We start from the raw sequence: 26,389 nt of genomic DNA on the forward strand, positions 1-26,389 counted from the left end.
TATCACTTTGTACTCCGTAAATAACGATAAAAATTGAAAAATAAGGATTTTATTATGGCTGTTGGAAATGTATCAGTACCTGATGTTATCTATCCTATCGACGGTATCAAACTCAGTGCCACAGCGGCAGGCGTTCGCTACAAAGACCGCGATGATCTAGTAGTTATCGAAATACCTGACAAAGCTACTACTGCGGTTGTAACCACTAAAAATACCTTTTGCGCCGCGCCAGTGCGAGTATTGCGTGAGCACTTTGCTACAGTCAGTCCGCGCTATTTAGTCACCAATACGGGTAACGCAAATGCAGGTACGGGCGCTGATGGCAAGCGCCGCGCTATTGATATCTGTACAGCGTTGGCTGAAAAGGCCGGTGTAGATACCAACACAATATTGCCATTCTCTACCGGCGTGATTGGTGAACCGTTAAATAGTGATGCGGTCATCGCAGGTCTGGATAATGCATTGGCTAATCTAGCGCCTGATAGCTGGTTAGCTGCTGCTAATGGCATTCGTACGACGGATACCATTCCTAAATTGGCCAGCCAAAAAGTTGATGTAGCAGGTACTAGCTATCATATTACTGGTATGTCTAAAGGTTCAGGAATGATACGCCCAAATATGGCGACTATGCTGGGCTATGTGGCGACAGATGCCAACATCGCAGCTGACTTATTACAAGAAATGCTAAGCGCTATCAATGAGCAGTCTTTCAACCGCATTACTGTCGATGGCGATACCTCAACCAATGATTGTTGTGTGTTAATCGCAACAGGTGCTGCTAGCTCAGAGGTGATTGATAGTCCAGAGCACCCATATTATAAGCCTGTATTCGATGCATTAGCTGATGTGTTTGTCCGTCTGGCACAATTGATTGTACGTGATGGAGAAGGCGCTACCAAATTCATGACGGTCAAAGTGACTGGCGGTCAAACCACGCAAGAATGCTGCGATGTGGCTTATGCAGTCGCACATTCACCTTTAGTAAAAACGGCATTTTTTGCTAGTGATGCTAACTGGGGTCGCATATTAGCAGCAGTGGGCTATGCTGGTATCGAAGATCTAGACACAGAGCAAGTCGATGTGTATCTAGACGAGGTAATGATTTGCCAAAATGGCGGTGTTGCACCTGACTATACAGAAGAGGCGGGCAAAACAGTCATGAGCCGATCTGAGATTACCATTCATATCGACCTTGCACGTGGCGATGCCAGCGATACCGTATATACTTGCGATTTGTCATACGATTACGTCAAAATAAACGCTGATTATCGTAGCTAGTACTTCTCCATAAAACAGAATTTGTGTAGTTGAATCAAAGCCAGAACAATATTTGTTCTGGCTTTTTAATGTCAAACTTCTGCTCAGTAGCAAATAACTCTGCTATTCAATACGCTTCATTAACATCAGTTGCAAAAGCTGACGTTAATTTACAAAGTAGTCATAGAGGGTAAGGCGACTAGCGACCTATACTAGTTTCAGTAAAAAGCCAACAGCCTTGTTAGCTTGTATCAAAGCAAGATAAGGTGTTCAAAATAATAAACTTATTTAAGTAACGATAAGTCAGTAGCTAAACCAATAAATAAGCCAGTAACTAAACTATTAATAAAGAATTAATAACAATTATCTGAGGATTGAATAATGAAGAAATTAGCACTTGCAGCATTGATGACAACTTTTGCCCTTTCTGGTTGCTCTACGATGAATATGGATGATGAGCGCACGATGGTCGTTGAAGGACAACCTATGAATGTAAAAGTAGTTAATATCCCAAGCTTTGAAGTGGAAATTGCACCGCGTAAAGCAGTATGTGACTTGACTGCTACTGATGGCAGCATGGTTGAATCACAGTGCTTGCAGTATCGCCAAACCTATCAGAAAAACTACACCACGCTAAACGGTAATATTCAAGGCTTTACCTATGAGCCGAACTATCGTTATGTCCTAGATGTACGCCAAGAAGCAGTAACCGCAGAAGGCTCAAATGTAGTGCAGCCAGTTTGGATTCTAAATGAAGTGGTATCAAAAACTGCTGAATAATATTGATAGCAATATATAGACAATAAAGCAGTTATACATGACAAAAAGGCCTCTAATTCGTTAGAGGCCTTTTTGTTGTTTCTATTGTCAGTAAATTAGTTTTTGAGAAGTCAGACTAGCATTGACTGTAGTTTACACTGACACCTCGCGTTGCCGTAGGGATTCTATTGTCAGCATAAATCGCCAGACCGCCTCGTGCTGTTTCTTTATACTTATCAGACATATCAGCTCCTGTTTGCTTCATCGTCTCTATCGCTTTATCCAAAGAGACGAAGTGTTGACCATTACCTCTACAGGCTAGACGTGCTGCATTGATTGCTTTAACTGCACCCATCGCATTACGCTCGATACAAGGCACTTGTACCAAGCCGCCAATAGGATCACAAGTAAGGCCTAGATTATGCTCAATACCAATCTCAGCTGCATTTAAGCATTTGGCTGGCGTGCCATTCATGATTTCTGCCAGTGCAGAGCCTGCCATTGCACACGCAGAACCAACCTCACCTTGGCAACCGACTTCAGCACCAGAGATTGAAGCATTTTGCTTGATAAGGCTACCGATAGCAGTGGCGTTTAGCAAAAATTTACGAACGCCATCTTGGCTGTAGTTGGGCAAAAAGTCACGATAGTAGTGCAGTACGGCAGGAATGATACCTGCTGCGCCATTGGTTGGCGCTGTGACTACTTTGCCGCCATTGGCGTTTTCTTCATTGACGGCGAGCGCGTACAAATCGACCCAGTCCATAGCGGCTAACTTATCAGTCTTGGTGATCGGTTGGTCTTTTTCAGCACACAGCTGCGTATGCAAATCTTGGGCACGGCGTTTTACATCTAATCCACCCGGAAGGATACCGCCATTTTCACAGCCTTGTTTGACGCAGTCTTGCATCACTTCCCAAATACTATCTAAGTAAGCAAATATTTCTTCTTTGGCATGGAAGTGACATTCGTTTGCTAGTACCAATTCGCTGATGCTCAAGTCATGCTCACGACATTGCTCTAGTAGCTCTGCCGCGTTATTGAACGGGTAGGGAACTCTATCGATGGTCGGGCTGGCATGATCTTCGTCTGGGTTAGTTGCATCTTCTTCATTGATGACAAAACCGCCACCGACTGAATAGTACGTCTGCTGATAGCGAACGCCTTCATTTGAAATAGCGCGTAGCGTCAATGCATTGGGGTGATAAGGTAGCACAGTATCATCATACCAGTAGATATCTTGCTCTGTATCAAAAGCAATCGTATGCGTGCCTGATACATTGAGAATTTTGTCAGAGAAGATAGGAGATAGGTAGCTACTGGTCATGCGTGTGTCTATCGTGCTAGGCGTGTGCCCAAGTAGGCCTAGTAAAATAGCGGTATCTGTTGCATGCCCTTTTCCGGTCGCCGCCAAAGAGCCATACAGTTCAATCTCAATGGTCTTAACTGCAGTCAGTTCCATTTGCTCAGTTAGCGAGGTCAAAAATAAGTTTGCAGCGACCATCGGTCCGACTGTATGCGAACTGGATGGGCCGATGCCGATTTTAAATAAATCAAAAACACTGATCATAATAAGTCACCAAAAATTTTAAGCGCTTTAGCCTATTTTATCTATGGCATTGGGCGCTTTTATGAAAAATATAATAGACAGCCATCGCTCCTAGTCACCATTGATAGGTGGGCGCGAGACACTATTTATGAAGGTTATAAGGTAAATGAGCACTGAGGGCAGTTGAATAATAACTTTTATTTATTTTGAAACTCCGTTATCATGCTCGCAGTCAACAACTATGTAACATCCTGTAAGTTGGTTATCATCGTAAAATAAGACGGATTAAAAAAGACTGAATTTTTCAGTCAGACATATCCGTATTCATACATCTAGCAAGATATGGTTATCATACCAAATAATACTTTTGGTTTGTCATATTACAACATAAATGAATGAATTGGGATGACATATTATAGATAGAAGGACTTAACGTTCTGCTATTTATACAAGCCCTTAGAAATATGTCCATTTATTAATATTCTTATTTTATCAGTTATTCAAGGGCGTATTGAACATTCACAAATAGGCACTGCTGATTGCTAAAACTGTTCTAGGCAAGGCGTAAAACGACGGTAATGTTCGTGCCTTAACTAGATTTATAACGCGGTATAGGACAGTTTTAGCATCAGCTCCAATATTAACAGAAGGAGACAGGGCTATTTTTTGCCATTTCACTGTTAAAAATAGACGCTTAGAATAACTAAACTTACTATTTTTAACGTCGAACTGTCTAAAAAATAGTCTCTGTCAGTGCCATGGTCGAATATTCAACACGCCCCAGCCTATTACTTTAGCTTAGCTCACATAGGACAAGCGCGCATGCCATCTCAAAAAGACCCTTCATCAGCGTCAGACAATAGCGCTCAAGATCTATCGACTCAAAATGCCTTGGATTCTGCAGGCATTGATTCAGCCGCTATCAATTACCCGCACAATCCAGATTTTGAAAATGGCCGTTGGTTTCCGACATGGCGTCCTTATAAGGGCGACTTGGATCGTGATCCAGTCGGTATCAACGACTATTTACCTCCGTCAAAAAGCGTATTGCTCGGTATACAGCATACATTTGCGATGTTCGGTGCAACTGTGCTGGCGCCTTTATTGATGGGGTTCGATCCTAACTTAGCCATCTTGATGTCTGGTATCTGTACGGTAATGTTCTTTATGATTACCGGTGGGCGCATGCCGAGTTACTTGGGATCAAGTTTTGCTTTTATTGGTCCAGTCATCGCGGTGACCGCTTATGCAGGCGCAGGATTCAATGACAATCTAAATGTTGCGCTAGGCGGTATTATGGCCTGCGGTATCATTTATGCATTGATTGGTCTGCTAGTGATGAAGACGGGTACAGGTTGGATTGAGCGCTTGATGCCGCCTATCGTGACGGGTGCGATTGTCATGATTATCGGTCTTAACTTGGCGCCAGTGACCATTCAAGGCGTGTCTGCCAATCAGTTTGATGCTTGGATGGCCACCTTGACCGTACTGCTCATTAGTGGTGTGGCAGTATTTACTCGCGGTATGTTGCGACGTCTGTTGTTACTCGTCGGTTTGGTACTGTCGTACGTTGCTTATTTTGTCATGACCAATATTCTAGGCTTTGGTACAGCGATTGATTTTAGTACAGTAGCTGCCGCTTCATGGTTTGGACTACCAAGCATTCATACGCCGCGCTTTGAGATGAGCGCTATTATTCTAATTGCACCTGTGGCCTTTATTTTGGTGGCTGAAAATCTAGGGCACTTTAAGGCAGTAGAGGGCATGACCAAAGCTCGTGTGACTCCTTATATGGGCCGAGCATTTTTGGCGGACGGTTTAGCCACGACTTTTTCGGCAGGATTTGGTGGTACAGGTGTCACTACTTACGCTGAAAATATCGGTGTCATGGCGGTTACCAAAGTGTATAGCACGACGATATTTGTCGTAGCAGGTTTGGTTGCTATCATATTGGGACTCTCACCAAAGTTTGGTGCGATCATTCAGACCATCCCAGCGGCTCTATTGGGCGGTGCTTCTATAGTTGTCTTTGGTCTTATCACGGTTGCTGGGATAAAAATCTGGATCGATAGCCATATTGATTTTAGTAAAAACAGCAACCTAATCATCGCAGCAGTGACGGTCATTATGGGTACTGGTAACTTTAGCTTGCATTTGGGTGGCTTTGATTTAGGCGGTATCGGTACTGCTACTTTAGCCGCTATCGTGTTAAACGCTTTGTTTAACCAAAGTTCTGAGGCGAAATAAGTAATACTGATGAGATTGAAGTTGGCGCTTATCAGATAAAGATGGTCAAAGCATATCTCATCTAACAAAAAGCGCCCATGCTATCGATAGCATGGGCGCTTTTTTGTATGGCAGTGGTGAGCAACCGTATTGAAAAAAATTAATATTACTTATAATCTCGCTTATAAAATCTTGAAAAAAACCGATAGCGGCGAAGGGCACGTGGTTTTGGTTTCAATGAGCCTAAGTAAATAGCAAACATCGTTAATAGTGCGCCACTCCACTGCAAAATATTAATCGGTTTGTCCAGCCAGCTATAGTCAATGACAAGGGCTGCAATAGGCTCAGTCAACAATAGCAGTCCAGTCAGTGCTAGAGAAAGCTTAGGAATAGAGTAGGCAATCAATCCCCATGCTAAGCACTGCATCACCGTACCATAGATAAGCACCCAGCCAATCTCAGACCATGTATTGGGTAGGATATTACCTGTATCAAATACAAAAATCGGTATAATCATGGCTAAGACGCCGCCAATACTGATCAGTTGCATTAGCATAAATATAGGTGTCGGTTCAGTGTCATGCGTTTTGCGGATAAAGGTCATCGAAGCCGCCAGCATGGCACCCGATACAATACCAGTGACAAAGCCCCAAGTCGCAGCAGTGTTGTGTGCAAATTCAGGGCTACCTATCATTGCCACGCCTATCATGGCTAAAAACAAACTAATAAGCTGCACGATAGACTGACGCTCATTAAAATACATAAAACCAATAGCGGCCAAGAAAAATATTTGCAGACTATTAAGCAGCGTCGAAATACCAGGCCCAACCGCATAAATACTCTCATGCCACAGTGCCAAATCTAATCCCAAAAACGCCCCTGATAGTAGCGCATAAAAAATGGTGCGTCTTGATTTGGGCATACGTTGGCCCATTATCTTAGCCAATACCGCAAATACAATACCAGAAACAGCCAATCGCCAAAACGACATGGCCCAACCACCAATATCGACATGAGCGACAATTAAGCTGCCCAATCCAAAAATGATACAACCAATGACTAAGCCAATAGGTGCAGATCGCGTTGAAGCAATAGCCATAATTTGTCCTTATAACAGTATTTGAATAACAGCATTTTGAATAACAGTACTCTTATTATCATTGCATCACGTCAGAACTTATGTTGACATAAAGCCATATTGTCGTGGTTTTAAACGCAAAATGAAATGGCAAAACCATAATTTATTACGGTGAATAAAAATACTCTCGCTGTGCGGAAAATTATTGGGCACGTTAGACACAAATAAATAATCAAAGTATTTGATATAGCTGCGTTTTTCGCAATAGACTTATGACAGTTGGGTAATAGTACTTATATCAAAATATTTGTATCAGGGCGACGATTCGTGGGAGTATGAAAGAGCATAATGTATACAAGTGATATCTTTGTAGGGATGGTATGTGTGTAGCACTTTAAGCGACATTAACGCGGCAACACATGTATAGTAGATTGACGATATAATGTACTTAACGTCTGATTGGTTATACCAAACAATCTATATTATTTGTCTAGGTTTATTTATGCTTCAACGATTGCTATCAAAAAAACAGCCACATATATTGTCTGGCTTGCTACCAAAAATATCGCAATACAGTGTCGTCGTGACGATGCTATCTAGCGCATTGTTTTTGATGCCTAGCGCACATGCCGCCAGCTGTAAAATCCCAAAAAGTTATTATAAAAACGTCTCCTGCACAGCCAGTAGTAGTTACTTTTTGGCGATAAAAGACTTTGGTGCGCCAGTGGCTTTAATCGATAAAAAAGGCAAACGAGTCGTTGATTTATCACGTTATCAAAAAGTTGATGCCGATAAACTGTCAGGCGGTCTGTTGCCTGTACTGCGCAACAGTCGCGTCGGTTATCTCAATATGCAGGGCCGCGAAGTCGTGCCTGCCATGTACGATATATTGACAGAGAGTCAAGGTTGGGCGCGGCCTGTATCGGATGGGCGCATCGTGGTAAAAAAAGAGGGTAACTATGGTGTGATTAATACAGCCAATAATATCGTTATCTCGTTTTCTGCAGCGATTGATGATATCGAGAATTATCGTAATGGAGTAGCGCGTGTACGCAAAGGTCGTGCAACCAGTTGGGTAGATAAAAACGGTAATGCAGCGAATGATCCAAATGCCCAGAATGACACTCAGGCAGTGAACAAACCTACTTCTTCTAACGAAAAATCTAGCACAGCATCACAGTCTGTACCAGCGCGCTTTACGACTCTTCAATCACGTCAGCAAGATGGTAAATGGGGTTTCGTCGATGACAATAATGTCACTATGATTACGTACTCATTTGATGAAGTGCGTCCGTTTTCTGAGGAGTATGCTGGCGTGCGTATCGGTGAAGAGTGGGGCTTTGTCAATTTAGGCGGTGAGCTGGTGATTCCTTTTCGCTTTGCTAATAGTGGTGTGAACGCTAACGATAGCTATCAGGGCAAACCATCCTTTGTATTTACAGGTGGTAAGGCGTGGATTGGTAACCTAAAGAACGGAAATAAAATGTGTATAGATAAGGAAGGTGCTGGCGTTGCTTGTGATTGATGCAATTACTAGGGCGTGTCCTCATTTTAAAAATGGTGATAAAGATGAGATAAATCGCAGTCAAATAAGGAAAATAGTGCAGATAATATCGAGATATTAGTCAGCTATTTGACGACATTTGGCAAGATGTAGCCATTTTTAACCCATTTAGATAACTATCGATTGAATTGAGGACACGCCCTAGAATTAAATAGGCAATAAAAAAGAGTGTAAAACCTGTGATTCTTCGCTAGGTTTTACACTCTTTTTTTTGAAATTGATGTTTTTAAAGCTAGTTGCTTGATAAATGATTGCTGATTAAGTCAACCATATAAGGTTGATAATACTCTGGAATATCATGTGCCATGCCTTCGATGAGATGGAACGTAGCATTAGGAATGGTCTTGGCAACGACTCGGCCCTGCGAGGCAGGCAGGAGTCCATCAGCGCTACCATGTAATACAATCGTTGGTGCTTTGACTTGCTTACTAAACCGACTGATAGAGCCTGATGCCAAGATAGCATTGAGCTGCTGTACTGTACCAAGCGGGTGAAAATTGCGCTGATAGCGAATCTTAGCGATTTCACGGACCATACGCACATTCACATGACCTGGTGTACCAACGGTCTTCATAAACCAAACACTATGACGCACGATATCACGCTCAGAATGACTTTCTGGTCGATTGATAAGGGTGTATAGCTGTTTGGGCTTGGGTGGCTTCAAAAACGCACGATTGGTCGTGGTAAACATAAGCGCCATTCGCTGTACCAAGCTTGGATAACGTGCGGCCACGATTTGTGCAATCATACCGCCCATCGAAGCCCCAAGCAGGTGTGTCTTACCAAGCTTTAGTGCTTTAATCAAACGTGCGGTGTCTTCAGCCATATCCGTCAAGTTATAAGCAACCTGCGTGCTTTTGTTAGACAGCCCTGTCTGTAGACGAACCATCATTTTAAGCTGGCTAATACGCGGCAAGCCTTCTATCTGCACTTTAGAAGACAAGCCGATATCACGATTATCAAAACGAATCACAAAAAAACCAGCATCGATAAAGCGCTTAATAAAATTGTCTGGCCAAAATATCATTTGTGAGCCTAGCCCCATGATCATCAGCAGCGGCGGATTATTGGGATTACCGCCAGCTTCGACGCACAACTCAATACCATCACCGATGTCAATCATTGCTTGACGAAGGTGCTTACTCAAGTCAGAGTCGCGCCATTGATGCTCCCCAAATTTGCGCCACTCAGGAGTAGGGTAGTTATTCAGATGATCTTCTAGATTATTATCCAGCGTTTCAGGCAATTTAGCACTATTGATGTCATTTGATTTTGTCATGAAGTGTCCTAATTAGAGGGTCATCTACTACAGCTCAAGCATCTCAAAATCAAGCTTGCCGACACCGCACTCAGGGCAAGTCCAGTCATCAGGGATGTCTTCCCACTTAGTACCAGGTGCGATACCTTCTTCTGGGCAGCCAAGCGCCTCATCATATATCCAGCCGCAGACAATACATTCATAACGTTTCATAAATAGTCCTATCGATCATTACCAGTATTACAGTTACAGCGTGCTATAAACGCTCATTTTTAATATTACAGCTATTATATTAGACTGCAAAAACGCACGTAGTTTAGCATATAACCGCAATTTTCATAGTTAAGTTTACACTTGTATATTGAGATGACTTTTCTTTTATCAAGTCAATCACATACGTTACCTTATTAGCGCTTGATAACAAGACTGGACGCCAGCCCGCCATACGAAAACCAATTATGCTATAATAATCGCCGCTAAATTCACAGTAATGCTTAGCATTTATCGCTGATATATCATCCAGTTGTTGTCTTATCTAAACTAACTAAACCATCTAAATACATAAGCTAAGGGTCATCATGAGTACCAATGCCGCCGCCACATCCACCACCAACAATGAGACGTCTCATGTGCTCAATACTGACCATCCGTTTTGGCAGATTATTCGCACAGTACCAGACTTTCCAAAAGCTGGCATTGATTTTTATGACATTACCCCGTTACTGCGCAGTCATATTGACGCTGTCATCGATGCGCTGCTTGCCGCATTGCCAGAAGGGCTTATGGACGAGGTAGATTGTCTAGGTGCGGTAGAAGCGCGTGGCTTTGTATTTGCCAGTATGCTAGCAGGCCGTCTGGGCAAAGGCATGATCTTGCTACGTAAACCAGGTAAGCTGCCACCACCTGTTGCCAACAAAGCCTATGCACTGGAGTATGGTAAAGACACGCTTGAGATGCAAAACAATCTACCGCCTGAGCGCGTACTATTGGTCGATGACATCTTGGCAACTGGTGGTACGTTGACTACTGCTTACGAATTATGTCAATCAGCTGACCATACTGTGGTCGGTGCATTAGTGTTATTGGACTTGGTCGACTTGCATGGCGAGTTCCCAGTACCTGTTTATACGGTACTAAAAGCTTAAAATGAATGGCAGTTTCTTTGACTACTAGACACGTTGTATTGTCGATATAGCTAAACGATTCTCCAAATAAAAAAGCGCCCTGATACTATGTCAGGGCGCTTTTTTTGATACTGTATTAATGTTTTTTAGTATTGTGTTAAGTAGGCTGTGTTTATTGCTCTTCGTCTTGTTCGTAGTCTTTACAAGACTGTTCTATCACCGTACGACCAACTGTCTTTGGGGTGGTGACTTTAAAGTCTTTTGTGGTCAATATTGGTTTTTCTGACTGCCATGACTTGGTTACTTTGCCTTCAGCATCGTAGTTAACGAAGGCTCGTCTATAGTAACTGGCATCTTTACATGAAATGAGTAGTTGCTGCTCACTATGGTCAATATTGCTTTTTTCTTCCTTCGAGTCATCTTTATCGGCATCTTTGTCTTTAGGATAGGTTCTAAGGATAGATACCGTGATATTTTCGACGTCTTTTTCATCTATGATACTGATGTCAGAGCTTTCAATAGAATCCAAATCTATACTAAAAATTGATCCAGAGCTGCTCTCGGACACCTCTACCCAGTTAACTGCCTGGGCGCTGATCGCTAAAGCACTGCCTGCCAATAATATTGATAGCCGTTTCATATAAGCCTTGCTTCTTGTCATTTGAAGTAGGTAATGATAGCCAACTTACTATTAGTAGGCAAATATCTTTTGTGCCAGCCCAGTATCCGTCGTGCTCTGTCGTGTGGCTATTATTGTCCGCGAATGGCTGCTAATGTCTTGGCCAGCTCGTCACGCGCCCCGATAAAGCCATCAATACCCTTAGGTAACAAGTCCTGTGTAACCTTGTCTTGCTGATACGCAGCACTAAACTCTTCATGCGTTAAGCTTACCTGAGTCATCGCTTTCATATCCATCGACATACTCGGAGACAGTTGGCGAGTTAACTCGGTATCCATGGCTGCCAATTCATCAATGAGATTGGGAGCTATAGTCAACAAGTCACAACCTGCCAATGCCAAAATTTGCTCGGTAGAGCGGAAACTAGCGCCCATTACTTGTGTCTCGTAACCGTGCTGTTTGTAATACTGATAAATGAGCTTGACTGACTGTACGCCCATGTCATCAGAAGCCGGTACGTTTTGACGGCTTTGTTGGCGTTTTTGCCAATCTAGAATACGGCCAACGAAAGGTGATATCAGGGTCACGCCAGCATCTGCACAAGCGATTGCTTGGTGTTGTCCAAACAGTAAGGTCAGGTTGCAGTGGATATTTTGAGTCTCAAGATAGCGCGCCGCCTCAATACCTTGCCAAGTTGCCGCCATTTTGATCAATACTCGCTCTGAATCGACGCCTGCTTTTTGGTAGGCGTCCATAAACGCCAGTGCCTTATCTATCGTCGCTTGAGTGTCGTAAGATAAGCGAGCGTCCACTTCAGTAGAGACTCGGCCTTCGATCAGCTCTAAAATATCGCAGCCAACCTGAATGGTCAGCGCATCGATCACGGCATCCACGTCACCATTGTGACGACTCATGGTCTCTGACAATATGCCTTGGTTGTCAGGATGAATCAGAGCCTTGGTAATAAGGCTTGGGTTGGTGGTTGCATCGATAGGTTTTAAACGGGCAATAGCGGCAAGGTCACCAGTATCAGCAACAATCGTGGTCATAGTGCGTAGCTGTTGTAATGCGCTCATCAGGTATCCTTTTTCTTATTAATCACATGATGCTCCTCTTATATATAACAGGGTAGGGAGCTGAACTGGAACTGTAACACAGTTTTGGGCAGGTGTTGCCTCATAGTTATGCTATGCGTCACTGTTATCTGGCTCAGCTGTGCTAATATTAATAACAGTTGGTATATTTATACGCATTTACGCATGGGCACTGACCTTAGTTTTTGCTATAGTAGAGCCGGCTATATATCAAGCTGCTGTATTTGGCAGTAAATATAGCATTAACGCTAAATGGCACTAGCAATATAGGGTGTTTTTGATAGACTGTTTTGAGGTTGATTTTGAATATAGTTTCTATTATCAGGCTTAGCCTTTAACTAAAAACAGAAAACAGTCAGATTTGGCAATAGTGCTACCTAAGTAATAGCAATGTAATAGCAATATTTAAATAATAGTAATATCTAACAGCGATAAAATCTAAAAAGGATGGGCGGTAATGAGCGAGCAGTCACCAGAGCAAACAATGGATAATCTAAATCAAACCACTACAGGCGCTAGCGATACCGCAACTGAAAAAGAGTTTTTAGACAATATTCGCCAAAATATTGACGCAGTAGACTGTGAGATCCAAACGTTAATCAATAACCGTGCAAAGCTGGCTCAGCAAGTAGCCATGGTAAAGAAAAATTATATCGCCGCTGACGACAATAGCAATCCTATCTTTTACCGCCCTGAGCGTGAAGCACAGGTACTAAAAGCTGTCATGGAGCGTAATGCAGGTCCAATCGCTGATGAAAAAATGGCGCGCTTGTTCCGTGAAATCATGTCAGTATGCTTGGATTTAGAAGCGCCGCAGCGTATTGCCTTTCTAGGCCCTGTCGGTACCTTTACGCATGCCGCTGCGCTCAAGCACTTTGGTAAAGCCGCGGATACCGTACCGATGACAACCATTACTGATGTGTTCCGCGAAGTCGAAGCGGGGACAGCGATGTATGGCGTGGTTCCTGTCGAGAACTCTTCAGAAGGCGTAGTCAACCATACTCTAGATGGCTTCTTATCTTCTACTTTGAAAATCATTGGCGAAGTTGAATTGCCAATTCATCAAAACTTCTTGGTTGCTGAGCATACCAAGATTGATGGCTTGAGCCGTATTTATTCGCATCAGCAGTCACTTGCTCAGTGCCGTCATTGGCTAGATGTAAACTTCCCTAATGTTGAACGTGTGGCAGTATCAAGCAATGGTGAAGCCGCTCGCCGCCTCAAAAACGAATGGCATTCAGCTGCGATTGCAGGTGATGTTGCTGTTGCAGAGTATGGCTTGCATAAGCTCTACTCAAATATCGAAGACAATCCAAGCAACACCACACGCTTCCTTATTATCGGTCATGAAGCGATTGCGCCATCTGGTCAAGACAAAACTTCTATCGTCGTCTCCGCTCATGATAAAGCAGGCGCACTGATCGAAATATTAAAACCTTTGTCATATCATGGCGTATCGATGACCAGTATTGAGACGCGTCCTGAGCGTCCTAACAAGTGGGCATACGTATTCTTTATCGATATGAATGGTCATGTTAATGATCCAAACGTTAGCGCTGCCATCAATGATATTCGTCCATTGGTCAAGGATTTACGCATATTGGGCTCATATCCAAAAGCTGTCCTATAGACAACTACCTATAGATAACTATAGGCTTACTCACTGGTATTCATACATAATAGATGGGTCTTAGCTTTTGCAGATAGCATTCAAACAAAGCATTTACAGATACCATCTAAGGATAAACCATGCAGACTACTCAATTGACCGCGTCAGATCTATCGCCGTTAACGCCAGCTTACGACAGTATTTTGGCATTGGCACCTTATCAAACCGGTAAGCCAATTGAAGAGCTGACACGTGAGTATGGTGTCTCAGACGTGGTCAAGCTGGCTAGCAATGAGAATCCGATGGGATGCTCCCCACGAGTGACGCTAGCAGTGACTGAGCAGCTAGGGCAGTTGTCGCGCTATCCTGATGGCAATGGTTACTATCTAAAGCAAGCGCTGGCTGACTTTAACGATGTCAATGCCAATCAAATTACCTTAGGTAATGGCTCTGATGATTTGCTCGATATTTTAGCACGCAGCTTTGTGGGTGCTGATGATGCCATCGTCTATAGTCAGTATGCTTTTGTGGTATATCCTATGCTAGCGAAGATGCAAGGTGCCACGGGCATTGAAGTGCCTGCTCAACGCTTTGGCCACAATTTAAAAGCCATGAGCCAAGCGGTTCAAGACAATCCGAATACCAAAATCGTCTTTATTGCCAATCCGAACAATCCAACGGGTACGCAGCTAGAGCAAAAAGAGCTGCGCCAGTTCGTTGCCAGTGTACCAAGCTCAGTCTTGGTGGTACTGGATGAAGCTTATATCGAGTATAGTCCTGAGAGTAACAACCGCGCATTATTGGATGAGTTCGATAATGTCATTATTGTACGTACTTTTTCTAAAGCTTATGGGCTGGCAGGTTTACGCGTCGGTTATGCTCTAAGCTCGGTGGCAGTGGCGGATTTACTAAACCGAATTCGTCAGCCATTTAACGTCAGCCGTGTTGGTTTAGCTGCCGCTGCTGCTGCACTTGCCGATCAAGACTTTATCGAAAAAACTCGTCTGATAAACGATGAGCAAATGCGTTGGTTAGAAAAGCAGTTTGACGCGCTAGGATTGGGTTTTGTGAAGTCGCATGCCAATTTTATTATGGTCGAAGTGCAGGTTGAGATGGAAGATATAACTGCTGCTTCTATCCATCAGGCACTACTTGAACAAGGCGTTATTGTCCGTCCGTTGGATGCTTATGGGCTGCCTAACTGGCTGCGTATCACAGTAGGTGTGGCTGAAGACAACCTACGTTTGATTGATACTCTGCGTTCTATTTTGACTGAAGACTAAGCGCATCTATAAGTGCTTTGTAATTTAAAAATTGTTCTTAATTAGCCATTAAAATTTATAACACTAAGACTGGCTCTATCTATGTCTTAGTGTGTCCAACGAGAAAAGCCGTGAGTAGTCAGAAAAATAATAAACTTCAATCGTCTCTAAATACTACGCTACCTATATTTAAACAAGTTTGTGTGATTGGACTTGGGCTGATTGGTGCCAGTTTTGCGCAAGCTATTAAAGATAATGGCTTAAGCGCGCGTCTGGTAGCAGTCGATAGACATGCACCAAGTATTACAGAAGCCATCGAGCATGGTCTGCTAGATGCAGGTAGTGCAAACTTACAGGACGTTATCGCTGGTAGTGATTTAATCATTATTGCAGTGCCAGTACAGGCAGTTCAAGCAGTGTTCGTTGATATCAAGCAAGCGATGGATAATGGACAGCTTGCCAGTGACTGCATCATGACGGATGTCTGTAGTACCAAAGTCAATATCATTGATGCCGCTAAAGCAGTGTTCGGCTCGCTGCCGATAGGATTAGTACCAGCGCATCCAATTGCTGGGGCTGAAAATTCAGGGTATCATGCGCGCCGCGCCAGTTTATTTGTCAATCATAGCGTCATTATTTGCGAGCTACCGACAACCAGTGCAACTGCTATTGCAAAGTTGCGACTATTGTGGGAATCAGTAGGTGCAAATGTCATGTCAATGGATGCTGAGCATCATGACCGCATACTAGCGCACACCAGCCATTTGCCACATTTACTTGCCTTTAATTTGGTTGAGCAATTGGCAAGCCATGATGATAATTTAGATATGTTTCGTTATGCCGCTGGTGGGTTCCGCGATTTTACGCGTATCGCCGCCAGTGACCCTAAAATGTGGCATGATATATTTTTTGCCAACCAAAGCGCGATTGTTAGCGCCCTTGATGAGTATGGTGTCTACTTACAGACGATGCGCCAGCTTATTATTGATCAAGATTCAACCGCCCTGATGGGACTTTTGGGCCGTGCACAAGCCGCACGGCGACATTTCGGCCATATGTTAGCCAGCACCCCTTATACGGATACTTCTGCCATGTCAGCTTCTTATAATATTACCCCTAGCAATACTGTCTCTGGCACCATTGCCATTCCTGGTGACAAATCTATCTCGCATCGCAGCATTATGCTTGGCAGTCTTGCCACAGGCGTAACAAATGTGACTGGATTTTTGGAAGGGGAAGATGCCCTTGCAACGTTGCAAGCATTCCGTGATATGGGTGTGACCATCGAAGGTCCTGATAATGGTAACTTGACCATTCATGGTGTTGGTATGAATGGCCTAAAACCAAGCAAAACGCCTTTGTATATGGGTAACTCGGGTACGAGCATGCGCCTACTATCTGGTATCTTGGCGGCGCAATCATTTGATAGCGTATTAACGGGTGATACTAGCCTAAACAAACGCCCGATGGAGCGTGTGGCTGCACCGCTACGCACGATGGGTGCTGTCATCCAAAGCACGGGTCATAGTGGTACTGCGCCGCTCAGTATCACTGGTCGAGACACGGCGGGCAAGCCATTACAAGGCACTGAGTATGATATGCCAGTCGCTTCAGCTCAGGTAAAGTCTTGCCTGCTACTAGCAGGTCTATGGGCCGAGGGTACGACAACGGTCACACAGCCTGAAATCAGCCGTGACCATACCGAACGTATGCTATCAGCCTTTGGTTATCCAGTAACTGTAGAAGGCAATCGCATCAGTGTCACTGGCGGTGGCACACTAACAGGCGGCGATATTGCGGTTCCTGCTGATATCTCATCTGCAGCGTTTTTTATGGTAGCAGCCGCCATTAGTCAAAATAGTGAGTTGACCTTGACGCAAGTCGGTATCAACCCTACGCGTACTGGCGTCATTGATATTCTAAAATTAATGAATGCAGATATTAGCCTAAGCAATGAGACCCATGTTGGCGGCGAGCCAGTGGCTGATATTACGATTCGCAGCTCAAACTTGGTCGGTATTGAGATACCAGAGCATCTCGTACCACTAGCGATTGATGAGTTCCCTGTACTGTTTGTCGCGGCTAGCTGTGCGCAAGGGCGTACCGTCTTGACTGGTGCTAAAGAATTGCGCGTCAAAGAGTCGGATCGTATTGCGGTGATGGCAGAGGGCTTACAGACGCTTGGCATCGATTGTACTGTCACTGATGATGGGCTGATTATTGAAGGCAAAGGCGCTGCTACTGAGAATGGCGATGTAAATAATAGCCAGCCTGTCTTTGGTGGTGGTCACATTGTCTCGCATCATGATCACCGTATTGCGATGAGTTTCTCTGTTGCGAGTCTGCGTGCTGCTGAGCAAATTACCATTGAGGGTACGGAGACGGTCAATACCAGCTTCCCAGGTTTTGCTGAGCTGGCTAACCAAATTGGTATGTCTATTCAAGTGGATACTGATGCTGAATAAATGAGTGAGTGTGGATCAATACGCTCCTATGATCATGCACTGTAAAGCATCTATAAAAAGCTCAATCTAATATTGTTAGCAATGTACTTATGTCACTATTGGCATGAGTACATTGCTTTTTATCTTATAATTTCACTGTAGTGACCCTGCGCTTTCACCACTAAATTGATAATAATAATCAGAATTAGGTGAGGGTGCGCTTTGCTCTAAAAAGTTGTCCTGTACTATGACTACCCAAAATGTCATCAAAAAACCCGTTGCCCCAATCATTACAACCAGACGCGGCATTATTACTGCGCTGATCGCGTTCTTTATTTGGGGCGGATTTCCGTTATACTTCAAACAGCTATCTAATTATGACGCGACGGAGATCATTGGTCACCGAATCGTTTGGACGTTTTGTTGCCTACTGATTGTGTTGGTGGCTACCAAACGTTGGGGGTGGATAGAAACGCTCAAGCAAAACCCAAGATGGATCGCGCTATCACTCGTCTCTGGGTTAATTATCGCAACCAACTGGCTGACTTATGTATGGGCGGTCAATCAAGACCGTATCCTTGAGGCCAGTTTGGGTTACTTTATTGGGCCATTGGTTGGCGTTGCACTATCCATGATTTTATTCAAAGAGCGCTTGCGTCCTTTGCAGTGGGTCGCTATTGGATTTGCACTGTTGTCTGTCGTCATTCAAGTGGTGATGCTTGGCAGTCTGCCGTGGATATCGTTGATTTTGGCATTTAGTTTTAGTACTTACGGGACGATTCAACGACAAACGCCATTGACTGCTGTCGATGCCATGTTTGTCGAGACCGCGATGCTAGTACCGTTATGTCTGTGGTGGTTTTGGCAATCTGATGTGGCAAGCCACCAACTGAGCTTTTGGTTTAGCTCAAATATTTGGCTACTGATGATCGCAGGCCCGATTACGCTAATACCACTTTTATTATTCAATAAATCTACCAAGCTCGTTGCATACAGTATTCTGAGCTTTATGAACTATCTGACGCCGACCTTTATTTTCTTTTTGGCGGTGTTCTATTACAAAGAACCGTTCGATTTACATCGTTTAGCAGTATTTGGTTTGATTTGGTTAGGTCTGCTATTATTCAGCATTGACCTGTGGCGTCATCGTCCAAGTAAAGTGTTAAAAGCGGTGCGTCTACGTGAAGAAGCGCTAAAATCGGTTAAGTAAATATTAATAATACGAAAAAAATTAGCAAACAAGGATGAAAGCATGTTTCATACTCAGTCTGATGTTGTATTTATAAAAGGTCTAAAAGTGGAGGCGGTCATCGGTGTGTTTGATTGGGAGCGAGCCATTACTCAGCCATTACTCATTGATATCGCGCTTGAGACTGACATTAGCCGTGCTGCTGTGTCAGATGATGTCAGCAATGCCCTGAGTTACAAAGAAGTCTGCGATGATGTGAGCGAATGGTGCAAAGAGGTTCAAGCAAAGCTGCTTGAGCATTTGGCTGGTCAGATCTCTGATAAGATATTTGCAAAATATGACTGTCAAAAAATAACGTTGAGCATTGCTAAGCCTACTGCTATTGCTCAAGCAGATGCGGTAGGGGTGCAAGTAACGCGCTATGCGCCAGCATCAACCAACGAGCTAATTACTAAAGAAGCTGCCAAAGAAGTTAACGTCAGCCAAGCTGATGATGCATAAAACATCAGTGGATTTGAATTTGGCAACGTTCACACAATGCGCACCTGATACTGTACAAGCGCAGCCTGTGGTAGAGCTAGTGTTAGCGCTAGGCAGCAATTACCAAGCTGACAAGTATCTCCCGCTTGCTAGGCAGCGATTAGCAGCGCTAGGTGAGGTGCAATTATCTACAGCTTTTCAAAACCCTGATTTTACCGCGACTATCCAATTACCAAAGCCTGACTATACCAATCAATGTGTCCATCTAGCACTGACCACACCTGTGAGCCTACAACAACTACAGCAAACCTTTAGAACGCTTGAAGGCGATTGTCATAGATGTCGACAGACTGAGCCAAATCAAGTGCAACGAGTGACAATGGATATTGATATTTTGATGATTAAAATAGCTGATAAAGAAAATAGCCTAAGCAAAAAATTTATATCTGAACCAATATCTAACTGGATTATAATGGCTGATCGTTATCCATTTAAAGCGCATGAGGAAACAGGGGTCAGAGAATTGGCCGTATCTATCGATTAAGCTTTCAAATAGCATTTTGGGAAAAGTTGATAATAAATAGACAGTTAGTAAGATGACTTATCTTAATTGATAATGAAAACATCTAATATTTTGCAGTAAATAAAACTAAGGGGCTTACAATATATTGTACGCCCCTTAGTTTTATTTGTTTTGCCGAAATTCTAGTAGTTACTTCTGCTCGTTATCTACGTCATTGATATCAGCACGACCAATCACATCTAAATCTTCTAAACAAAGCTTGTCATATTCTTTTTTGCAAAAATTAGGATCAATATCACACATCGCTGACTGCAGTTGATCGAGGCGATTCTCTGATTGTTGGATGTGTTCAAGCATTTTAGCAAAAGCTTCTGCGACAGGGTCTTGCGAATAAGGGTCGATACCATAAGCACGGAAGGTATTGGTGCGTTTGGCAGTAGAAGTGGTGTCTTTAGTTCGATCGTTGCTCTCACCAGCTTGCGCAACTTTTTCTTGTTGCTTGGCGTCTTGTACTTTTGTCGCAATTGGATTGCCTTTTTCATCGTGATGATCTGAGATCATACGCGCGGCACTGCCGACCATCGTAGCGCCTGCTGGTACTGGTTTGACTACCACTGCATTTGAGCCGATTTTAGCGTTTTTACCGACTGTAAATGGCCCTAAGACTTTTGCGCCAGCACCGACCGTTACACCATCTTCTAGCGTTGGGTGACGCTTGCCATTATTCCAAGACACACCGCCTAAAGTAACACCATGGTATAGCGTCACATCGTTACCAATCTCAGCCGTCTCACCAATGACGACGCCGACACCATGATCGATAAAAAAGCGTCTACCAATCTTAGCAGCAGGGTGAATCTCGATACCTGTCATGATGCGCGAGCCGTAAGAGATCACGCGAGCGGCTAGTTTCTGTTCATTGTTCCAAAGACAGTGTGCACCGCGATGCAAAACAAGCGCATGTATGCCCGGATAAGTTAGGATCACTTCCAGACTATTACGCGCCGCAGGATCTCGGGTGAATACTGCATCAATATCTTCTTTCAAATCGTTTTTGATAGTAATAAGCGATTTGAATAATTTGGATGGCAATGACATAAAGCGTCCTATCTATTCGTCGGTAGAGTGTCGTTGCGAAAACAGCGATGTCTCTAATCTATGGTCATAAAGTTCGGATAATCAGGAATATATATTTTCGCTAAGCTTCTGCAAGTTATAACAGCTTTATACCGCAAAATATAGTAAAAAGCTGTCAAATAAAGGCAAGCTCATAAACTATGGCTTGTTTTAGTCTTTTGATAGTTTTGCAATCAAAGCGCTTAATAGCTGATATTCTTTTTGATCAAGCTGTAGGCGTGACCCAAGTCTAGACAAGCGTGATGGCAATAACTTTAGATGTTCGTTATTTGCTAGGCCACGCTGCACCATAAGGTCAGTGGTGCGCTGAGTGAGCTGTTGCAGCTGCTGCTGATTAATAGCAGGCTCATCCCATTGCTGACGCAAATTCACATTGATTGTTGATTGGGCGTCTGTGCTTGTATCCGAATCTAAACTATCAGCTGTCTGAGTGTGCGTTTGAGCATAAGCAAAAATAAAGCTGGCGATCACTTGCACCGCTGATGCGACATTTAGCACAGGGTAAGCAGGATTGGCATCGATTTGAATATGATAATCGGCATAAGCCAATTCTTCATTGGTCAATCCACGGTCTTCACGTCCAAATAGAATAGCAATATTTGGTTTGCTAGAAGTCGCGGTAGATGAGTTATCAACATTACTATCGTCTGCACTTAAAGCTGCCTGTGCATCGATAAAGTCAAACATAATCTTAGCGGCTTGCGTAGGTGTCACGACAGGGCGAGGTAAGTGACGGCTACGACTGCTAGCGGCAAACACCAACTGACAGCCTGAGATGGCAGACTCTAAAGTAGGTGCAATCAAAGCTGACGATAATAGTTCACTGCCACCCGCTGCATGAGACACACTGGTTTCGTCAATCGGTAATTTGGGATCGACTACCGTTAAGCGAGATAAGCCCATGGTATGCATCGCACGGGCAGCCGAACCAATATTGGCAGGCAAAGTCGTATTGACCATGACTACTTGTAGGCAGTCAAGGTAGTCGTTCACTGTGCGTGATGATACGGCTAATGAAGCGTCGTTACTCATTATTGTCCCAGTCTCTGATTGATTTCTTGTTCAGCACGGTGTAATGCAATGGCAATCTCTTCGATCAGGACGGCTTGCTCATTGATACGGCGCTCACGGCAGTATTCTTGTAACTGGCTACTAAGACGAACTAATTGAGTCGTACCTAAGTTGGCGCTGGCACCTTTTAGAGCATGAGCAGTTTCGAAGCCATTGGCGTTATCGTCTTTTTGATGAGCAATTCGCAGCGCTGCAACTCTTTTCTTACTATCAGCAAAATATACTTGTATCAAATCAACAAAGTCTTCTTCGAGCAGGTCACGCATGTCCTCGAACTGTTCATGATTGATAATCTCTTCATCAGTTTGTCCGAGCATATTATTATTTGTAGTGTCATCCATGGTGGTTGTCCAATTTATAAAAGTTAAAGCAATAAGATTACTATAATGAATTTTTAAAACGTAATGTACGTCTTAGCTGTAATGGAAATGTAAGTTCTCTTCACTGACCAAAGTCTTCAATGTCTGCAAGTTGTCGTCATTTGGGTAAACGCGCCAGTGCTCAGACAGTCCGACATTTGCGATGCCATAGACTTCATAAATACTTAGTCCAAGTGGCAGACAGTTATCATTGATAGAAGCGTCAGTATTACTCAGGGCATTATTAGCATAACTGGCTGGCATACCGTTTTGATTGGCCGCATCATGGTTCATGTCGCTCTCTAATGCCAATAAATCATTACCGTTTTCATCATACAAACTGCCACCCATTGCAGGGTCGTAGGTACTATTACTGCTACTACCTTGCTCGTCTTGCTCTTGGTTATAAGCCAGACGCGGCTCGGGAATAATGTCAGCTTGGGCTGATTTGAGTAATGGCTGTAGACGTGTGAGCAAATTAATATCACTACCGTGAACTTTGATACTGATTTTTTTGAGCCAACGTAGTCTGGCATCTACCATACTCATGGCACTATCAAGACGTGCAAACAAACGTCCATCACGCTCACGGATGCTGCCTTTGATGATGACGACTTCATCGATTTTCAACTGTTCTTTGACACGATTAAAACGCTCAGCGTAGCAGCTGACCTCGAGTCTCGATGTACCATCATCTAAAGTAATCACGTTACGATTACCAAAGTTGGCAATATCTATAATAAGCCCCGAGAAATAGCAGCTGCCGTTATAGCCTGTATCGGTTAACTTATCGAGACGCGCACCAGAGGTATAGCGTTTTAACTCATCCAAATACTCATTGATTGGATGTCCCGTTAAGTACAGTCCTAATGTGTTTTTTTCCGCTTTTAAGCGGTGTTTGTCACCCCAGATGAGTTCTGGCGTCATGACTAACGGCGGCGCTGCGACCACACCGTCCATTTCACCAAACAAATCCATCATACCGATTTCGCGGTTTTGACGGTCTTGCTCAGCGGCTTGTACGGCGCTTGGCAATTGACTCATCAAGGCGCCGCGAATCTCGTAAGCTTCATCGGCTGGCAAGTCAGGTCGTAGCGTGGCGGCAAAGTCATCAAAACAACCAGCGCTGACCAATGCTTCAAGTGTGCGCTTATTGACTTTTTTGATATCGACACGGCGACAGAAGTCATACAAGTCTTTAAAAGGACCTTCGCGGCGGCGTGCATCTACGATAGACTCTACCGCGCCTTCACCCACGCCTTTGATTGCGCCAAGACCATAGATGATATTGGTCGGAGTATCGGCAACGAAATGCCATTCACTGCGATTGACTGAAGGATTGACTACAGTTAACCCAAAGTTTTCACGGCAGTCATTGATAAAGAACACGACGTTGTCGGTGTTGTTCATATCTGAAGTTAAGACCGCTGCCATAAATTCGGCAGGGTAGTATTGCTTTAGGTAGGCCGTTTGATAAGCCAATACGCCATAAGCCGCAGAATGCGAGCGGTTAAAACCGTAACCTGCGAACTTTTCCATCAAGTCAAACACACCGCCTGATGTGACTTCATCAATGCCTTGTGAGGTGGCACCCGTGACAAAGATATCGCGCTGCTTGGCCATCTCTTCAGGTTTCTTTTTACCCATTGCCCGGCGTAGCATATCAGCACCGCCCAAACTATAGCCTGCCATCACCTGTGAAATTTGCATCACCTGTTCTTGATAGACAATAACGCCATTGGTGTTTTCTAAAATCGGCTCAAGATTGGGATGGTCATAAATGACTTCCTCGCGACCATGCTTACGGTCGATATACATCTCTACCATGCCTGCATCGAGTGGGCCGGGACGATACAGCGCACACATGGCGATAACATCTTCGATATTGGTCGGTTGCAGTTTAGCCAGATACTTTTTCATGCCCATACTTTCTAGCTGAAAAACCGCCGTGGTTTTGGCATCTTGCAGCAGCTTATAGGCTTTGCTGTCATCTAACGGCAAATCTTCCAAAACTAAGGCCGGTACGTTTTCTTTTGCACGGCGCAAATTAATATTTTCAACTGCCGCATTAATGACGGTTAAGTTGCGTAGACCCAAAAAGTCAAACTTCACCAAACCAACAGCTTCTACATCGTCTTTATCAAACTGGCTGACGCGGTGACCTTCGTCATCACAGTAAATGGCACTAAAGTCAGTGATCTTGTGCGGAGCAATCAATACGCCACCAGCATGTTTACCGACATTTCGGCAGACGCCTTCAAGCTTAATCGCCATCTCCCAAATCTCAATGGCATCTTCATAATCCATATTGTCAGGATTAGAGATCAAGTCTTTGAGCTGTGGTTCTTGCTCAAGCGCTTGGCTCAGTGTGATGCCAGGCGTTTTTGGAATCAGCTTGGATATTTTATTGGCTAAAAAGTACGATTTGCTTTGTACGCGTGCCACATCACGCACAACCGCTTTTGCGGCCATAGTACCAAAGGTAATAATCTGTGAGACGGCATCACGACCATAGGTTTGCGCGACATAATCAATAACGCGGTCACGACCTTCGATACAAAAGTCGATATCGAAATCGGGCATCGATACACGCTCAGGGTTCAAGAAGCGCTCGAATAGCAGATCGTAATGAATCGGGTCAAGGTCGGTAATGTTTAGTGCATAGGCGACCAATGAACCTGCACCAGAACCACGTCCAGGGCCTACTGGTACGCCATTGGCTTTTGCCCAGCGAATAAAGTCCATGACGATTAGGAAGTAACCGGGGAAGCCCATGGATAGAATAATATCTAACTCATATGCAAGGCGCTCATCGTATCTCTGACGGAAGTCGCTCCAATTGTCCGTACGTGCTTCGACAGGAAACAGCTTATCTAAGCGCTGCTCAAGACCGCGTTGTGACTCGGCACGGAAAAACGATTCAATCGTCTCGCCTTCAGGCACAGGAAAATCAGGTAGGACGTTAATACCAAGCGTTAGGGTAACATTGCAGCGTGTAGCGAGGCGCAAAGTATTGTCAATGACTTGTGGAATATCAGCAAATAATTGCTCCATCTGAGCTTGTGTTTTTAGATACTGCTCATCTGAGTAAGTCTGCGGACGGTTTGGGTCAGCAAGGACATAAGAGCCTGCAATACAAACGCGGGCTTCATGAGCATCAAAATCATCTTGCTCTAAGAAACGCACGTCATTATGCGCAATGATAGGGATGTTGTGTTTGGCACCTGAATGGATGGCTGCTCTAATAAAAGCATCTTCGCCTGAACGATTGGTACGCTTGATCGCAAAGTATAAACGATCATCAAATTTTGCCTGCCATTCAGTAAGTAGTTCATCAGCTTTTTCTGGCATCGAGCCGACCAATGCTTGACCCACGTCTGACTTTTCGGTGAGCAGTACAATGACACCTGCTGCATGCTCTAAGATATGACTGCGCTTAATAACTGGCGTGCCATGATTAATAGGATCAGCGCGACCTTCGGTAAACCCGAGCGATACGATACGGGTAATGTTTTGATACCCTTCGTTATTCATGGCAAGTAAAGTAAGGCGTGTGTCTTCATTATCCATGATGACTTCACTGCCAATAATAGGCTTGATACCCGCACCTAAGCAGGCACGATAAAACTTTACCGTGGCATATAAATTGGACAAATCGGTCAATGCCAACGCGCGCTGATTGTCAGCCGCAGCAGCTTTTACCAGCGGTTTAATACGCACGATAGAATCGGTGATGGAATATTCGCTGTGAATGCCAAGATGTACAAATGCCATAGAAGACTCT

At 44.0% G+C, this 26,389-nt stretch carries 21 protein-coding genes; 11 read left to right on the forward strand and 10 right to left on the reverse strand.

The genetic code is table 11. The features are described from left to right. Positions 1–54: 54 nt before the first annotated feature. Together argJ and QL886_RS05345 are read left to right on the forward strand one after the other, a co-directional pair. Positions 55–1,278, forward strand: coding sequence for a bifunctional glutamate N-acetyltransferase/amino-acid acetyltransferase ArgJ (gene argJ / locus QL886_RS05340; RefSeq protein WP_290177883.1), 1,224 nt, complete (start codon positions 55–57; stop codon positions 1,276–1,278). 360 nt (positions 1,279–1,638) lie between these two features. Next, complete coding sequence (locus QL886_RS05345) at positions 1,639–2,037, forward strand: DUF4377 domain-containing protein (RefSeq protein ID WP_290177884.1); 399 nt, start codon at positions 1,639–1,641, stop codon at positions 2,035–2,037. A 115-nt stretch (positions 2,038–2,152) separates the two neighbouring features. Here the strand turns inward: QL886_RS05345 and QL886_RS05350 are convergent, their stop codons facing one another. Next, positions 2,153–3,586: an L-serine ammonia-lyase gene (locus QL886_RS05350; RefSeq protein ID WP_290177885.1), complete on the reverse strand. Its 1,434-nt coding sequence runs from the start codon at positions 3,584–3,586 to the stop codon at positions 2,153–2,155. A gap of 801 nt (positions 3,587–4,387) precedes the next feature. Between QL886_RS05350 and QL886_RS05355 the strand changes: the two genes are divergently transcribed. Further along, positions 4,388–5,812 (forward strand): solute carrier family 23 protein, encoded by a 1,425-nt coding sequence (locus QL886_RS05355; protein WP_191115201.1) that lies wholly within the window; start codon positions 4,388–4,390, stop codon positions 5,810–5,812. 145 nt (positions 5,813–5,957) lie between these two features. Here the strand turns inward: QL886_RS05355 and QL886_RS05360 are convergent, their stop codons facing one another. Then, complete coding sequence (locus tag QL886_RS05360) at positions 5,958–6,890, reverse strand: DMT family transporter (RefSeq protein WP_290177886.1); 933 nt, start codon at positions 6,888–6,890, stop codon at positions 5,958–5,960. A gap of 481 nt (positions 6,891–7,371) precedes the next feature. On the opposite strand from QL886_RS05360, the gene QL886_RS05365 reads away from it, so the two are divergent. Continuing rightward, positions 7,372–8,394, forward strand: coding sequence for a WG repeat-containing protein (locus tag QL886_RS05365; RefSeq protein WP_290177887.1), 1,023 nt, complete (start codon positions 7,372–7,374; stop codon positions 8,392–8,394). Positions 8,395–8,665: 271 nt separating this feature from the next. Here QL886_RS05365 and QL886_RS05370 read toward each other — a convergent pair whose 3' ends face one another. Both QL886_RS05370 and QL886_RS05375 read right to left on the reverse strand, forming a co-directional pair. Then, a complete protein-coding gene (locus tag QL886_RS05370; RefSeq protein ID WP_057759800.1) occupies positions 8,666–9,715 on the reverse strand; it encodes an alpha/beta hydrolase in 1,050 nt (349 codons plus the stop codon). 27 nt (positions 9,716–9,742) lie between these two features. Continuing rightward, entirely contained in the window at positions 9,743–9,907 is a 165-nt protein-coding gene (locus tag QL886_RS05375; protein WP_057759803.1) for a rubredoxin, read from the reverse strand. Between the two features lie 365 nt (positions 9,908–10,272). Between QL886_RS05375 and QL886_RS05380 the strand changes: the two genes are divergently transcribed. Next, positions 10,273–10,839: an adenine phosphoribosyltransferase gene (locus QL886_RS05380; protein ID WP_290177888.1), complete on the forward strand. Its 567-nt coding sequence runs from the start codon at positions 10,273–10,275 to the stop codon at positions 10,837–10,839. A gap of 151 nt (positions 10,840–10,990) precedes the next feature. On the opposite strand, the gene QL886_RS05385 is transcribed toward QL886_RS05380, so the two are convergent. Together QL886_RS05385 and QL886_RS05390 are read right to left on the reverse strand one after the other, a co-directional pair. After that, a complete protein-coding gene (locus QL886_RS05385) occupies positions 10,991–11,458 on the reverse strand; it encodes a hypothetical protein (RefSeq protein ID WP_057759809.1) in 468 nt (155 codons plus the stop codon). Positions 11,459–11,568: 110 nt separating this feature from the next. Continuing rightward, the gene (locus QL886_RS05390) at positions 11,569–12,513 is read right to left on the reverse strand and encodes a transaldolase (RefSeq protein WP_290177889.1); all 945 of its coding nucleotides are present in this window, start codon (positions 12,511–12,513) and stop codon (positions 11,569–11,571) included. Positions 12,514–12,988: 475 nt separating this feature from the next. Between QL886_RS05390 and pheA the strand changes: the two genes are divergently transcribed. From pheA to QL886_RS05420, 6 genes are all read left to right on the forward strand, one after another. Next, the gene (gene pheA, locus QL886_RS05395; protein WP_290177890.1) at positions 12,989–14,161 is read left to right on the forward strand and encodes a prephenate dehydratase; all 1,173 of its coding nucleotides are present in this window, start codon (positions 12,989–12,991) and stop codon (positions 14,159–14,161) included. A gap of 119 nt (positions 14,162–14,280) precedes the next feature. Further along, the gene (gene hisC, locus QL886_RS05400) at positions 14,281–15,423 is read left to right on the forward strand and encodes a histidinol-phosphate transaminase (protein ID WP_290177891.1); all 1,143 of its coding nucleotides are present in this window, start codon (positions 14,281–14,283) and stop codon (positions 15,421–15,423) included. A gap of 110 nt (positions 15,424–15,533) precedes the next feature. Then, entirely contained in the window at positions 15,534–17,867 is a 2,334-nt protein-coding gene (locus tag QL886_RS05405) for a bifunctional prephenate dehydrogenase/3-phosphoshikimate 1-carboxyvinyltransferase (RefSeq protein ID WP_290177892.1), read from the forward strand. Positions 17,868–18,093: 226 nt separating this feature from the next. After that, positions 18,094–19,056 carry an EamA family transporter RarD gene (gene rarD, locus QL886_RS05410; protein ID WP_290177893.1) on the forward strand — a complete coding sequence of 321 codons (963 nt, stop codon included), beginning with the start codon at positions 18,094–18,096 and terminating at the stop codon, positions 19,054–19,056. A gap of 42 nt (positions 19,057–19,098) precedes the next feature. Further along, the gene (gene folB, locus QL886_RS05415; protein WP_290177894.1) at positions 19,099–19,536 is read left to right on the forward strand and encodes a dihydroneopterin aldolase; all 438 of its coding nucleotides are present in this window, start codon (positions 19,099–19,101) and stop codon (positions 19,534–19,536) included. Beyond that, on the forward strand, positions 19,526–20,059 hold the full coding sequence (locus QL886_RS05420; protein WP_290177895.1) for a 2-amino-4-hydroxy-6-hydroxymethyldihydropteridine diphosphokinase: 534 nt from the start codon (positions 19,526–19,528) through the stop codon (positions 20,057–20,059). Before folB ends, QL886_RS05420 begins: the two co-directional genes overlap by 11 nt. A 168-nt stretch (positions 20,060–20,227) precedes the next feature. On the opposite strand, the gene cysE is transcribed toward QL886_RS05420, so the two are convergent. The 4 genes from cysE to dnaE all read right to left on the reverse strand — a co-directional run bounded on the left by cysE (position 20,228) and on the right by dnaE (position 26,379). Further along, the gene (gene cysE, locus QL886_RS05425) at positions 20,228–21,136 is read right to left on the reverse strand and encodes a serine O-acetyltransferase (RefSeq protein WP_290177896.1); all 909 of its coding nucleotides are present in this window, start codon (positions 21,134–21,136) and stop codon (positions 20,228–20,230) included. Positions 21,137–21,325: 189 nt separating this feature from the next. Beyond that, positions 21,326–22,207 carry an RNA methyltransferase gene (locus QL886_RS05430; protein ID WP_290177897.1) on the reverse strand — a complete coding sequence of 294 codons (882 nt, stop codon included), beginning with the start codon at positions 22,205–22,207 and terminating at the stop codon, positions 21,326–21,328. Further along, the gene (locus QL886_RS05435; RefSeq protein ID WP_290177898.1) at positions 22,207–22,587 is read right to left on the reverse strand and encodes an Hpt domain-containing protein; all 381 of its coding nucleotides are present in this window, start codon (positions 22,585–22,587) and stop codon (positions 22,207–22,209) included. The genes QL886_RS05430 and QL886_RS05435 overlap by 1 nt, the downstream gene beginning before the upstream one ends. 72 nt (positions 22,588–22,659) lie before the next feature. Continuing rightward, entirely contained in the window at positions 22,660–26,379 is a 3,720-nt protein-coding gene (gene dnaE / locus QL886_RS05440) for a DNA polymerase III subunit alpha (RefSeq protein WP_290177899.1), read from the reverse strand. Positions 26,380–26,389 lie beyond the last annotated feature (10 nt).

The sequence above is a fragment of the Psychrobacter sp. APC 3281 genome (genome assembly GCF_030407815.1).
In the GTDB taxonomy this organism is placed as follows: domain Bacteria; phylum Pseudomonadota; class Gammaproteobacteria; order Pseudomonadales; family Moraxellaceae; genus Psychrobacter.

What these genes read in the sequence shown, in the direction of transcription:
- argJ (WP_290177883.1), top strand. Translation starts at nt 55, where the DNA reads ATGGCTGTTGGAAATGTATCAGTACCTGATGTTATCTATCCTATCGAC.
- QL886_RS05345 (WP_290177884.1), top strand. Translation starts at nt 1,639, where the DNA reads ATGAAGAAATTAGCACTTGCAGCATTGATGACAACTTTTGCCCTTTCT.
- QL886_RS05350 (WP_290177885.1), bottom strand. Translation starts at nt 3,586, where the DNA reads ATGATCAGTGTTTTTGATTTATTTAAAATCGGCATCGGCCCATCCAGT.
- QL886_RS05355 (WP_191115201.1), top strand. Translation starts at nt 4,388, where the DNA reads ATGCCATCTCAAAAAGACCCTTCATCAGCGTCAGACAATAGCGCTCAA.
- QL886_RS05360 (WP_290177886.1), bottom strand. Translation starts at nt 6,890, where the DNA reads ATGGCTATTGCTTCAACGCGATCTGCACCTATTGGCTTAGTCATTGGT.
- QL886_RS05365 (WP_290177887.1), top strand. Translation starts at nt 7,372, where the DNA reads ATGCTTCAACGATTGCTATCAAAAAAACAGCCACATATATTGTCTGGC.
- QL886_RS05370 (WP_057759800.1), bottom strand. Translation starts at nt 9,715, where the DNA reads ATGACAAAATCAAATGACATCAATAGTGCTAAATTGCCTGAAACGCTG.
- QL886_RS05375 (WP_057759803.1), bottom strand. Translation starts at nt 9,907, where the DNA reads ATGAAACGTTATGAATGTATTGTCTGCGGCTGGATATATGATGAGGCG.
- QL886_RS05380 (WP_290177888.1), top strand. Translation starts at nt 10,273, where the DNA reads ATGAGTACCAATGCCGCCGCCACATCCACCACCAACAATGAGACGTCT.
- QL886_RS05385 (WP_057759809.1), bottom strand. Translation starts at nt 11,458, where the DNA reads ATGAAACGGCTATCAATATTATTGGCAGGCAGTGCTTTAGCGATCAGC.
- QL886_RS05390 (WP_290177889.1), bottom strand. Translation starts at nt 12,513, where the DNA reads ATGAGCGCATTACAACAGCTACGCACTATGACCACGATTGTTGCTGAT.
- pheA (WP_290177890.1), top strand. Translation starts at nt 12,989, where the DNA reads ATGAGCGAGCAGTCACCAGAGCAAACAATGGATAATCTAAATCAAACC.
- hisC (WP_290177891.1), top strand. Translation starts at nt 14,281, where the DNA reads ATGCAGACTACTCAATTGACCGCGTCAGATCTATCGCCGTTAACGCCA.
- rarD (WP_290177893.1), top strand. Translation starts at nt 18,094, where the DNA reads ATGACTACCCAAAATGTCATCAAAAAACCCGTTGCCCCAATCATTACA.
- folB (WP_290177894.1), top strand. Translation starts at nt 19,099, where the DNA reads ATGTTTCATACTCAGTCTGATGTTGTATTTATAAAAGGTCTAAAAGTG.
- QL886_RS05420 (WP_290177895.1), top strand. Translation starts at nt 19,526, where the DNA reads ATGATGCATAAAACATCAGTGGATTTGAATTTGGCAACGTTCACACAA.
- cysE (WP_290177896.1), bottom strand. Translation starts at nt 21,136, where the DNA reads ATGTCATTGCCATCCAAATTATTCAAATCGCTTATTACTATCAAAAAC.
- QL886_RS05430 (WP_290177897.1), bottom strand. Translation starts at nt 22,207, where the DNA reads ATGAGTAACGACGCTTCATTAGCCGTATCATCACGCACAGTGAACGAC.
- QL886_RS05435 (WP_290177898.1), bottom strand. Translation starts at nt 22,587, where the DNA reads ATGGATGACACTACAAATAATAATATGCTCGGACAAACTGATGAAGAG.
- dnaE (WP_290177899.1), bottom strand. Translation starts at nt 26,379, where the DNA reads ATGGCATTTGTACATCTTGGCATTCACAGCGAATATTCCATCACCGAT.